The sequence below is a fragment of the Bacteroidota bacterium genome (assembly GCA_016721765.1).
In the GTDB taxonomy this organism is placed as follows: Bacteria; Bacteroidota; Bacteroidia; order UBA4408; family UBA4408; genus UBA4408.
Genome location: JADKHO010000001.1, coordinates 359458 through 371955, shown reverse-complemented (window position 1 = coordinate 371955; position 12498 = coordinate 359458). Strand labels below are relative to the sequence as shown.

Annotated in this window: 12 protein-coding genes; 1 reads left to right on the top strand and 11 read right to left on the bottom strand. The window is 38.0% G+C overall.

Translation table 11 applies throughout. The features are described from left to right. Window positions 1-12: 12 nt before the first annotated feature. The 11 genes from IPP32_01600 to IPP32_01550 all read right to left on the bottom strand — a co-directional run bounded on the left by IPP32_01600 (window position 13) and on the right by IPP32_01550 (window position 11473). Window positions 13-2466: a phenylalanine--tRNA ligase subunit beta gene (locus tag IPP32_01600; protein MBL0046781.1), complete on the bottom strand. Its 2454-nt coding sequence runs from the start codon at window positions 2464-2466 to the stop codon at window positions 13-15. Window positions 2467-2538: 72 nt separating this feature from the next. Beyond that, complete coding sequence (gene recG / locus IPP32_01595; GenBank protein MBL0046780.1) at window positions 2539-4644, bottom strand: ATP-dependent DNA helicase RecG; 2106 nt, start codon at window positions 4642-4644, stop codon at window positions 2539-2541. An 89-nt stretch (window positions 4645-4733) separates the two neighbouring features. After that, entirely contained in the window at window positions 4734-5315 is a 582-nt protein-coding gene (locus IPP32_01590; protein MBL0046779.1) for a pseudouridine synthase, read from the bottom strand. Between the two features lie 18 nt (window positions 5316-5333). Further along, the gene (locus IPP32_01585) at window positions 5334-5543 is read right to left on the bottom strand and encodes an alkylphosphonate utilization protein (GenBank protein MBL0046778.1); all 210 of its coding nucleotides are present in this window, start codon (window positions 5541-5543) and stop codon (window positions 5334-5336) included. Window positions 5544-5560: 17 nt separating this feature from the next. Continuing rightward, on the bottom strand, window positions 5561-5710 hold the full coding sequence (locus tag IPP32_01580) for a hypothetical protein (protein ID MBL0046777.1): 150 nt from the start codon (window positions 5708-5710) through the stop codon (window positions 5561-5563). Further along, a complete protein-coding gene (locus IPP32_01575; GenBank protein MBL0046776.1) occupies window positions 5711-6475 on the bottom strand; it encodes a hypothetical protein in 765 nt (254 codons plus the stop codon). It lies immediately after the preceding gene. Between the two features lie 40 nt (window positions 6476-6515). Continuing rightward, on the bottom strand, window positions 6516-7973 hold the full coding sequence (locus tag IPP32_01570; GenBank protein MBL0046775.1) for an AhpC/TSA family protein: 1458 nt from the start codon (window positions 7971-7973) through the stop codon (window positions 6516-6518). A 43-nt stretch (window positions 7974-8016) separates the two neighbouring features. Continuing rightward, a complete protein-coding gene (locus IPP32_01565) occupies window positions 8017-9840 on the bottom strand; it encodes a M2 family metallopeptidase (GenBank protein ID MBL0046774.1) in 1824 nt (607 codons plus the stop codon). Window positions 9841-10019: 179 nt separating this feature from the next. Further along, entirely contained in the window at window positions 10020-10238 is a 219-nt protein-coding gene (locus IPP32_01560) for a hypothetical protein (protein MBL0046773.1), read from the bottom strand. Then, the gene (locus IPP32_01555) at window positions 10229-10432 is read right to left on the bottom strand and encodes a hypothetical protein (GenBank protein MBL0046772.1); all 204 of its coding nucleotides are present in this window, start codon (window positions 10430-10432) and stop codon (window positions 10229-10231) included. The genes IPP32_01560 and IPP32_01555 overlap by 10 nt, the downstream gene beginning before the upstream one ends. Before the next feature lie 57 nt (window positions 10433-10489). Continuing rightward, a complete protein-coding gene (locus IPP32_01550) occupies window positions 10490-11473 on the bottom strand; it encodes a pyruvate dehydrogenase complex E1 component subunit beta (protein MBL0046771.1) in 984 nt (327 codons plus the stop codon). A 218-nt stretch (window positions 11474-11691) separates the two neighbouring features. Here IPP32_01550 and IPP32_01545 point away from each other — a divergent pair, with 218 nt between their 5' ends. Beyond that, window positions 11692-12432 carry an electron transfer flavoprotein subunit beta/FixA family protein gene (locus IPP32_01545; GenBank protein MBL0046770.1) on the top strand — a complete coding sequence of 247 codons (741 nt, stop codon included), beginning with the start codon at window positions 11692-11694 and terminating at the stop codon, window positions 12430-12432. Window positions 12433-12498 lie beyond the last annotated feature (66 nt).

The following is a 12498-nucleotide window of genomic DNA, read 5'->3' as shown; positions in this document are numbered from 1 at the left end:
CGAATAACTTCGTTAACGAATAGTTGCTCCAAGCTTCTCTTTGTATTGGAGAATCAATTTCTCCATAATCTTCTCAATCTGTTTGTCGTTTAGGGTTCCACTGTCATCTTGCAACAAAAAGCTGAGTGCATAGGATTTTTTTCCGGCTTCAAGTTTATCGCCTTCATACACATCAAAAAGTCGCACTTCTTTCAATAATTTTTTTTCGCTTTGAAAAGCCAATTCTTCCAGTTGTGTATACGTTACCGAATTGTCGATTAACAAGGCAAGATCTCTTTTTACTTCCGGAAATTTAGGAAGTTCTGTAAAAGTAATTTTATTGTTTCCTGCTAATTTAACTAAAGCATCCCAATCAAAATCGGCATAAAACACATCCGCTTTAATGTCATTCTTTTTAAGGATTACTTTTGAAATACCCCCAAATTCCACCAGTTTTTTTTGTTTCACTTCATACGACAAGCCGGTTGAGAAAAGCTCATTGGTTAATGCTGTTTCTTTGAAATGAGTTATCCCGATTCTATTTAACACAGCATTTACTGCTGATTTTAAATCATAAAAACTCAGTGAGTTTGATTTTTCTATCCATGATTCGGCTTTGTCTTTACCGCTAATAAATAGGCATAAGTGATTTTTTTCGGAATAAAATTTTTCGCCGCTTTCGTTCTTTGTTGTCATGCGATAGGATTTTCCAAATTCATAAAATTTCACATCCGCTCGCTTGCGATTTTGATTGTATGCAATTGCTTCCAACCCACTGTATAAAAGAGTTTGACGCAACACGTCTAAATCAGAACTTAGCGGGTTTAGCATGGCTACGTTATTTTCGGGAAGGAAAATTTTAGAGTCAACTGTTTTCACCGAAGGGCTTAATGACAAGGACATGATTTCGGCAAATCCGTTTGCCGAAAGGGTATCTGCAACGGTATTCTGAATTTTTTCACGGTCGGGTTTTGCCGCAAATGAGAGAGAGCTGTTTACTTGTGTTGGGATTTCGATATCATTGTATCCATAGATTCGCAACACTTCTTCAATCACATCTATTTCGCGCTGCACATCCACTTTATAGGGAGGAACTGAGAGTAGTAATTCCAATTCGTTTTCTTGCTCAATGCGCATTCCAAGCAGTGTGAGAATATTTTTCAGAATGGTTTTTTCAATGGTTTTTCCGATTACTCGAGCGCAGTTTTTATAGCTGAAATTAATTTTGAAATCTGCTATTTTTTCCGGATAAATGTCCACTATTTCAGAACTAATTTCACCTCCGGCAATTTCCTGTATTAATAAGGCAACACGCTTCAAGGCATACACCGTAATGTTGGGATCAGTGCCTCTTTCAAAGCGAAAGGATGCATCGGTTTTTAAGCCGTGGCGTTTTGCTGATTTTCTAACCGAAACTGAATTGAAATACGCGCTTTCTAAAAATAAATTTTTAGTGCTTTCTGTTACACCCGAAGTCATTCCTCCAAATACGCCTGCAATACAAAGTGCTTGATCTGCATCGCAAATCATTAAATCATCTTTCGACAATTCGTGCTCCATTCCATCCAGGGTGACAAACTTGGTTTTATCGGCCACTTTTTTTACTCGAATTTGCTTCCCCGAAATTTTATCCGCATCAAAAGCATGCAACGGTTGACCGGTTTCGTGCAACACATAATTGGTGGCATCCACAATGTTATTGATGGGACGCAGACCAATGGCTTTTAATTTATTTTTAAGCCATTCAGGCGATTCTTTTACTTGAATTCCACTAATGGAAACACCTGAGTAGCGTGGACAGGCGCTGTGATCTTCTACAGAAACACTAATGCCAAATTTAGGAGCTCCAACTTTAAATTGCTCCACGCTTGGAAGCATTAATTCATTTTGAGCTGTAAGTCCAATCTGTTTATTCATTACCGCATTTAAGTCTCGCGCAACACCAATGTGGGAAGCTGCATCTGCCCTGTTAGGAGTAAGCCCAATTTCAAATACAAAATCGTTTTCAATTTTAAAATAATCGGCAGCAGAAGTTCCAACGATAGCTGAATTATCGAGCACCATAATACCTGCATGAGATTGTCCTATACCAATTTCATCTTCAGCACAAATCATTCCTTCGGAAACCGCACCGCGAATTTTTGATTTCTTAATTTCGAATGATTCACCTTCCGTAGGATATAATTTAGCTCCCACTAATGCAACAATCACTTTTTGACCAGCGGCTACATTTGGCGCTCCGCAAACAATATTTAGCAATTCAGCATTGCCAACATTTACAGTTGTTATACTCAGCTTATCAGCATCAGGATGTTTTTCTTTGGTAATAACTTCACCAATCACCAGACCTTGAAGTCCCCCTTTCAGGCTTTGAAACTGCTCCACACTTTCCACTTCTAATCCGCAATCGGTAAGCAGTACAGCAACTTCATCTGCACTTTTATCACAATTAATATACGCTTTCAGCCAGTTATAAGAAATCTTCATTCGAGTTACGATATTTATTTAGGGACTGTAAAAATAGAAAATTCGGAGAGACCTGTAACACCTGTGAATGTGTTAGGAAATACGGCTCCAGTTTACATTGCTTTTATTGAGACTATTGAGGTGTTGCACCATGGCATGGTATTCGGACGATTGCAAATTTGGATCTTGTTCTAGGATTTTTAGTGCTGCCTCTCTTGCCAATTGCACAATTTGGGCATCTTTACTTAAATCAGCCAATTTTAAATCTACAATACCGCTTTGTTGAGTTCCTTGCAAATCGCCAGGTCCACGGAGTTTTAAATCCACATCTGCAATTTCAAATCCATCGGTTGTGCGCACCATCGTTTCGAGACGAATTTTTGTATCCTCTCCCAATTTATAGGAAGTCATTAAAATGCAATACGATTGATCTGCACCACGACCTACTCTTCCGCGTAATTGATGCAATTGCGATAAGCCAAAACGCTCTGCACTTTCAATTACCATGATACTGGCATTGGGTACATTTACACCCACTTCAATTACGGTAGTAGCCACCATAATTTGAGTTTCATTGCGCACAAAACGTTGCATTTCATAGTCCTTGTCGGCCGACTTCATTTTACCATGAACAATACTAATTTGAAATTCAGGCTTTGGAAATGCTCGCGAAATACTTTCAAAGCCATCCATCAAATCTTTGTAATCCATTTTTTCGGATTCCTTTATTAATGGATACACCACATACACTTGTTTTCCCAATTTTATTTGTTCGCGCATGAAATTAAATACAGCTATGCGCGCAGAATCATATCGGTGAGATGTTATAATCGGTTTCCTTCCCGGCGGCATTTCATCAATTACCGAAATGTCTAAATCTCCATAAAGTGTCATTGCAAGAGTACGCGGAATGGGCGTTGCAGTCATCACCAATACATGTGGCAACTGGGTGTTTTTATTCCATAATTTTGAACGTTGCTCCACTCCGAAGCGGTGTTGTTCATCAATCACCACCAAACCTAAATTTTGAAATTGAACCACATCTTCCAGTACAGCATGCGTTCCGATTAGTATGTGCAAGTTTCCGTTTTGCAAATTTTCATGTAAGGCCCTACGCTGTTTAGTTTTACTTGAACCGGTAAGTAAATCAATGTTGACAGAAGTACCAACAAGCAATTTTTTAAGTGAATCAAAATGTTGATTGGCTAAAATTTCGGTAGGAGCCATCAAGCATGATTGAAACCCATTGTCTAGCGCTATCAGCATACACATAAGTGCCACCATTGTTTTTCCACTGCCCACATCGCCTTGTAACAGGCGGTTCATTTGCTTGCCGGAACCCATATCAGCGCGAATTTCTTTCATCACTTTTTTTTGTGCACCGGTCAATTCAAAAGGTAAATTATTTTTATAAAAGTCATTAAAATAATCGCCCACTTTTAAAAAGCTAAAGCCTCGAACATTCGCATTTCTATTGATTTTTAATTTCAGCAAACGCAATTGAATGAAAAATAGCTCTTCAAATTTAATGCGGTTTTGTGCCCTTTTTAATAGTTCAGGATTTGCCGGAGTGTGTATGTTTTTTATTGCTTCCTCGCGATTTAACATGCGTAAGGAGACTAACAAAGATTCCGGAAGAATTTCAGAAATGGAATTGGATATTAAGGCTACAAGTGTTTGTTGCATTTTGCGAATGGCCCTGCTGTCCAGGCCTCTGGCCTTCATTTTTTCGCTGGTATTGTACATGGCTTGCATGTTGCTGTTGAGGGTAATCGCCAACTCGCTCACCAAATCCAATTCGGGGTGAACCATGTTGAATTTACCATTAAACTCAGATGGTTTTCCGAATACAACATATTCTTCGTTTAGCTTCAAATTATTGGACCACCACTGATAGCTTTGAAACCAAACCAACTCCAAAATACCGGTAGCATCGCGAAATTTTGCAACAAGTCGTTTTCCGCGTTTTTCTCCAATTACTTCATAGTGAACAATTCTTCCGCGCAATTGCACATATTGAAGCGACTCTGAAATTTCGGAAACCGTATAAAATTTTGTGCGGTCGATGTAGCGAAACGGATAATGCGAAAGCAAATCGCCATAAGTGAAAATATGCAATTCCTTTTTAAGGATGTCGGCTCTTTGAGTACCCACACCCTTTAAATATTCAATTGGAGTTTCGAGAATGCTGTTTGCCATCATGCAAAATTTGCGCAGCTAAGATAGCGCATGAATGCGTAAAATTGGAAAGTGTATGTATGAATAGTTGGTGATATTCATTTCAAGCCTTAGTGCAAAGGTTCACTTGCTTGAGTTAAATCAGAGACTTCTATTACTTCTCCCGCTTTTAAATTGTTCAGCTCAAAATTTCCAACCCTCACCCGCACCAATCGGAGAGTGGGAAAGCCAACAGCAGCAGTCATTTTTCTCACTTGCCTTACTTTACCTTCATTCAACACAATCGAAATCCAGGAGGTAGGACCATGTCTACTGTCCCTGATTTTGCGGCTTCGTGGAGCAAAGTCAGGTTCTTTTTCAAGCAGGAATGCTTTGCAAGGTAGAGTTTGGTATTTCACATTACGCACACCAATTTCCACACTTTGTTGCAAGGTTTGAAGCGCTTCTGCTGTAATTAATCCATCCACTTGAGCATAGTATTCTTTTTCTACTTTTTTGCTTCGAATATGTTCGCTCATCCACCCATCTGTGGTAAGCAACAAGAGGCCTTCGCTTTCCTCATCCAATCGTCCAATAGCCATTGTTCCTTCCGGAAAATCGAATAATTCACCCAGTAGTTTTTTCTTTTTTAACTCGCACACAAATTGACTTAAATAGCCATAGGGTTTATGAATTAAAAAATGTCGATGCATACTAATAAGTGCAGAGGTTTATGCTTTCTTTAAGAAGCACGTTTTTAGCACCATCATCACTTTATCAATGCGGCCTTCAATTTCTTCTTCGTTGTCGGTAAAGCGGATGTTTTTTACCACTTGTCCTCTTTTTAAAGTTCCGCGAATTCCTTTTGCGTCAAGGCTTTTGATAAGGGTTACTGAATCGCCTTCTTTTAATACATTTCCATTGCTGTCTTTCACTTCCATTGCTGTTGTTTTATACGTTAAAAATTAAATCTAATTCCACCCGAAAAGTCTAACCTTGATATGTTGCTATAACTATTGCTCTTTAAGGTTACCACTTGTTTTTTACTTCCGCTTTCAATGGTGTATTTAGAAATCAATGCAGAGGTATAAGAAATGTCTATTCCCATCTAGAACATATCTTCGATGAGGTATTCCAAAATAATTCCGGTTTTACGACCTACCGTATTGGCAGTAATTTTAACCGGATAAACAGCCATGCCTTTATCACGATAAGCTATATAACCAATAGATACATAAGGGTAAAAAGTGACCATACCGGATGCACTTGGTAAACGTGTAAAAAAAGAAGGGCCAAAGTATTGAACAGTGATATCATCGCTCAGCTCGCCCGCCTTTTGACGCTTGGTAATCGTATCGATTATATAAACCGGACTATAGGAATTTTTTGTTTTGAACATTACATAATCAACTCCAACTCCAACGTACTTTCCAAAGAAATACTGGGCATCTACTGCAATATTATATCCAGATCTTAATTCTTGATAATATTGAGAGAAATCAGCAGGAATATCAGGACCCGGTTTAGCGGTTAAATAACTCCAACCACCACTTATAGCAATTCGCTTTTTCTTATATTTTTGTTTATTACGATTAACCACATAATCGTCTCTTATATCCTCTTTTTTTGTAACATTTCTTTCAGCAGGAGGCTTTAGATAATAATTGTATTCAAAATACTTCACCAAAGTATGAGATAATAATATTTTTTTGTCTTCATTACCTTGTGTAAGGGTTGCATGAATAAATTGTTCATCCACACTCGTAATCTTACAATTTAAGGAATCGCCCTTGTGCATAAGCACTAAATCTTGTGCACCACATCTGCTAAATACAAGAAATGAAATCGCCAGCAGGGTAGTAAATAACTTCATGTGATGCAGGAATTAATAAAACAAACTTACTAGAATTATCTTACTTAACTAATTCCAAAATTTCATCCAATATTTTAGGATCGGACGGGCGGGTGGCGTTGATGTTGACTATTTTTCCGTTTTTATCAATCAGCATATAGCGCGGGATGCTGTTAATTTGAAAATACTTGCAGGCTTCTGAGCTCCATCCGCCAGGTGAGTGCAGCTGTATTCCGTAATCCAATTGATTGTCTTCAATTCCTTTTTTCCAACGTGTTTCATCATCATCAATACTGATGTAAACGAATTCAATTTGCTTCTTTTGTTTATCTGATAATTTTTTGTGTAACTCTTTCGAATACGGGAACTGCCCTCTGCAAGGTCCGCACCAGCTGGCCCAAAAATCTACATAAACAACTTTTCCTTTTAAATCAGAAAGCGAAATGCTTTTGCCTTTAAGGTCTTTAAAGTGCGGTTCCGAATTGCTTGAAGATGCAATTTCTTTGGCCGGTTTTTCGGTGGTAGTTTTTTCTTTTTTGGGATCTTTACTGTTTATCCAATCGCCACATTTTTCTTTGGCGATGCTGCTGTAAATGCCTTTTTTGTCAAGTGTTTCAAAATTTTTAAAAATTTCTCGGGCAAAGGAAGGTGTCATTTTTTCGCAATATTCCAGCAACAATTTGCATACAAAAAAGGAGTAAGGAACGCCACTTAATTTGTTTTTTGCAAAGGTGCATTTGCGGTCTACAGATGTATTAATGTCGTGAAACGTATTAAATCCATTGGCTTCGGAATTAAAATAAATCACAAACGAATTAATATATCCCCGATACGAATCACAAATCATTGCCGATTCATCCACCACATTGTTTTTGTCCAAGCTTTCCAACATAATTGGAGGAATTGCTTTTACGGTTTTTGCTTTCGCAGAATTCGCATTTACAGCGGGAAAATCCAATAACCAATTCCAGTAATTGTATGAAATTCGTTTTTGCAAATAGAGTTTAAAATCAGAAGATAAGGCACTTTTGGCAGCATACTCTTTACAGTATTTTAACTGCTTTTGTCGCGCATCAAACAAATCCATTTCAAATGCATCAATATTTTGTTCCAGCATCTTTTTCTCTTGCGTTGTTTTATCAAAATTGGATTTAAATGCTGTTTCAAATGCTTGCAAAAACTGATTGTTTTCAGCTCCCTTTCCCTCAAAAGAAATTTTTCCGGAGCTGCTAAATGTTAGTTGAAGTGAATTGCCGGGTTCTGCAAATAGCGCAATTTCTTTTCCCTTATATTTCAATTGCAAAATGCTGTTGTGCTCAAGTGATAGCGAGAATTTGAATTTAGAGTCTTTTGTAACGCTTGAAAATACACTCGATTTCTTACCTAAATAATAGGTGTCGTTTATAAGGGACACAGTATCACCCGCTGAATTTTCGATTGTTCCTTCAATTGAAAATGTAGATTGAGCCAGCGTAAAAAGAGGAAATAATAAAATAAAAAGCGCGGTAGTTTTTTTCATTTTATGATGAATTCCTGAATGGGTTTTTAGTGTCGAAATATGATTAATCAATCGCTTCAGGCAAAGTATATTTCCTACCTGCATTCTCTTTTTTCAAATAATCCATCAAAGGCATAAAATAATTTAGCATTGCCTTTGCGCTTAAATCTTCGCCGGTATTGGCTTTAAACACTTCTCTCCAATCTTTACTCGCACCTGGACTCATTATGTTTTTTAAGAAAGTTCCCACTTCTTTATTGCCATAGTAATTGGTGGCATGTGGGTCTTGATGTAAAATTTCTTTTGCGATGTGTTCATGCACTTGGAATATAAAAAGATACGAAAGTGCATAATCATAATACTGTGCCGCATCGTTATTGATGTGTGTTTTAGAAGCAGCATCGCAATACTCTTCACCCCGTGGATTGGGAGGGACAATTCCTTGATATTTTTTTACCAAGTTCCACCAGGTTGCATTGTATTTATCAGTTGCCAAATTATTGCTGTATAATTCGTGCTCGAAATTGGTCATTACACCTGCGCTCCAAGGAATAAATACAATATAGTTTAATGCCTCTTTTAAAAGTGTTTGCGTTTCATCTGTTTTAGCATCCGCAGGAATTAAATTCAAGCCGGCTAAAAATGGTTTTTGCATTGCAGCCATTCCAATCATGCTTCCAAAACCCTCATGATACGCACGATTCGCTCCGGAACGCAATACAATTGGAACATCGGGATTGGAATAGCAGAGGTAATAATAAATGTGTCCTAACTCATGGTGCAATGTTTCATACCATTCGGAATTGGGGGTAATGCTCATTAAAGAACGCACATCTTGATCCAAATCCATGTGCCAAGCGGAGGCATGGTTGTTTTTTTTGTATTTGGCATCTGCCGGAGCAGGATACAAATCGGATTTTTCGTAAAATGATTTTGGTAAACTAGGAAGGCCTAAACTTACGTAAAAACGTTCAGCTTGCTCTACCATCCACTCTTTGCTTTTTGATTTTAAAACACTGTCTAAATTCAATCCTTTTACTTCTACAAGTCCACTCCAATCTTGCCCCCAGCGATTGCTTAACCAATGTGCCGGCAAATATTCAGGCACCTCTTTCACGTTATATTTTTTCGCCAATTCATATCTGGCCCAGGTATGTAATTCGCGATACAAAGGCCAGATGTCTTTAATCATTTGTTGATTCATTTTCATCATTTCCTCGGTGCTCATTCCATAATCTGATACTTGATAATTGAAGTAATCCGGGAAGCCAAGTGGTTTAACAGTATTGTTGCGCAATTTTTGCAGATTGGCTAAACCGTCTTTTAAAACCAGCCCAACTTGCTTACTCGATTCCCACGCTTTTTCGCGCTTCTCCACATTTGTTTCTTTGTTCAAAATAGCATCAATATCATTTGTTGATACCTTTTTACCATCCAGCATAAAGTTATAGCCAAAGAGTTTATCGTTCTGCTCGGTTTCAGCTGCAATGCGCTCTTTCACCATGTCTTTCAAACTTTCGGGATTGTTGGCGGCATTGTATAGTATAAACTGAAATTGCTTTACTTGCAATTCGGTTAATTGCTCTTTAATCGCCAAATATTTTTTTGCACTATCAATGTTGGCATTGCTACCGGTGTAAGTTGCAATGGCTTCGTTGCTGCGGTTGGTGGCATTTTTAGTTGCAGTATCACCTTCAACAATATAGGTATTCGACTTCCAGGAAGCTTCATTTGCAGCGATGGTGAGCCGCTGATATTCGCTGTTGTAGATTTCAAGATACTTTTGCGCATCGGCCTGAACTTTTTCGTTGCCGTTCGATTCAGAGGATGAGTTGTTGCAGGCAGTAAATATGCCAATTGTTGCTACTAGGATGAGAATTTTTTTCATAATTTTTTTAAATGTTGAATGAATCCAGCAAAATTAAATTAGGAATACCTTTAAAATCACTGAGGTTATGTGTAATCAATTTCAAATTATTTGTTAATGCGGTTGCAGCTATTATCGAATCAGGTAATCTAATTTTGTGTTTTTGCCTTAATGGAATTGTCGCAGAAATTACAGCATCATCAAGTTTGGTATATCTTAGCTTCATCACAGAATTCATAAAGTAGGGCGATTTCTTTTTTGGATGCATTTGGAAAACCCAATAACTCTATTTTGGAAATAACAGAAATTTTTATCTTGTTGTTAATTAAATTAGCCAGCACTAATTGCGAACTTTCAGGTAAATTTCCTTTAAAGAAATCAATTATTACATTGGTATCAACTAAATAATTCAACTCCATTCTTTTCTGCTTTTTGCAACATAAGTGTGCAGTTCATTTGCTGTTTTTACAGATAATTTTCCTGAAAATTTAGACGCAATATCTTTTTTCTTTTTTAACTCGGTTTTTACTACCCTCAGAATTTTAAGGTCTTCCAAATCCTTAATTAATTTTCTAGCTGAATCATGATAGAGTTCAATTGTTAGGGTTTTCATTGCAAGTCTATTAAATGATGTGTAAAATTTGTGGAGTTTTCTTTAGGATATTTTTCACTATTTCACTACATACATCACTTGTTTCACTGCCTTAACTGTGCGCGCCACATTGGGCAACGCTGCTTCAATTAAAGTGGGTGCATAGGGCAATGGAACATCTGCCGAAGTTACTCTCAAAATAGGAGCATCCAAATAATCGAATGCATCTCTTTGTACCTTAAAAGTAATTTCAGAAGAGATGGAAGCCAATGGCCATGCTTCTTCTACAATTACTAAGCGATTGGTTTTTTTTACGCTTTTTATAACGGTTGCATAATCAATTGGTCGTACCGTGCGTAAATCAATTACTTCAGCTTGTATGCCTTCTTTTGCCAATTCATCAGCCGCAGCTAAAGCCACTTTCATAATTTTTCCGAAAGAAACAATTGTAACATCTTTTCCCTCTCGTTTAATATCGGCCACTCCAATAGGAATAATATATTCTCCTTCCGGAACTTCACCTTTATCACCATACATTTGCTCGCTTTCCATAAAAATAACCGGGTCATTATCACGAATGGATGCTTTTAGCAAACCTTTGGCATCAGCCGGATTGGAAGGTACAACTACTTTTAATCCAGGGCAGTTCGCATACCAGTTTTCGAAAGCTTGAGAATGCTGTGAACTCAACATCCCGGCAGAACCGGTTGGGCCACGAAAAACAATTGGAACGGTAAATTGACCGCCACTCATGCTCATCATTTTAGCAGCAGAGTTAATTACCTGATCAATGGCAACCAAGGAAAAATTAAAGGTCATAAACTCCACAATCGGACGCAAGCCATTCATGGCAGCTCCAACTGCAATTCCTGCAAATCCAAGTTCTGCAATGGGGGTATCAATAACGCGTTTGGCGCCAAATTCGGCCAACATCCCTTGGCTAACCTTGTAAGCACCGTTGTATTCGGCAACTTCTTCGCCCATCAAGAATATCTTTTCATCTCTGCGCATTTCCTCATTCATCGCCTCGCGCAATGCTTCACGGAATTGTAATGTTTTCATAGTTTAGTAAAAAATTAGGATAACAAAAGTAGCTTATTTTTTGATTTTATAAAGTCTTAATAAGTAAAGCGCTTAAGCCTCCCTTTGGGGCTATTCTCTTGGGCTTTGCTGATAAATTCCTTTTGTTGAAAAATAATTAGGCTGTAATTAGAATATCTTTCTTAATCCCTCTTTTTTATTTAAGTTTGCAATCAGTATAACAAACGATAGACAACGGTATGAAAATCCTAGTATGCATTAGCAAAGCTCCCGACACCACCACTAAAATTTCCTTCAAAGAAAACGATACTAAATTTAATGAAGACAATGTGCAATACATTGTGAATCCTTATGACGAGTGGTATGCCTTAGTGCGCGCATTGGAACTAAAGGAAACGATTGGTGGGAATGTTACCATTATTAATGTTGGAGCTGCTGATAATGACGCAGTAATTAGAAAAGCGCTTGCAATTGGTGCCGATGATGCAGTAAGGATTGATGCTGAACCAACCGACGCTTTTGTAGTGGCCGAACAAATTGCAAATTATGCCAAAACCGGCAATTTCGATTTGATTATGGCGGGTAAAGAAACCATTAATTACAACGGCGCCTCCATTGGTGCTATGATTGCAGAATTATTGAACCTGCCTTATATTTCATTGGCAACTAAATTAGATATGAATGGCGCAGTAGCAACCATAGAGCACGATATTGACGGTGGAACTGAAGTGTTGGAATGCAGCACTCCATTTGTGCTCAGCGCAAACAAAGGGATGGCCGAAGCAAGAATTCCTAATATGCGCGGTATTATGGCAGCACGCACTAAACCTTTAACCGTTGTTCCGGCTTCGGGTACTCAAGCACTTACTTCCATTAAGGGTTATACGCTTGCAGCCGGTAAAGTGGATTGCAAATACGTGAGCGCAGATACTCCTGAACAATTGGTTGAATTGCTCCACAGTGATGCAAAAGTTATTTAAGTCAAAAGACGCTAAGAAAAAAGTATAAAAATAGCGCTCCGAAAACAGCGCAGTTAATTTCAAAAA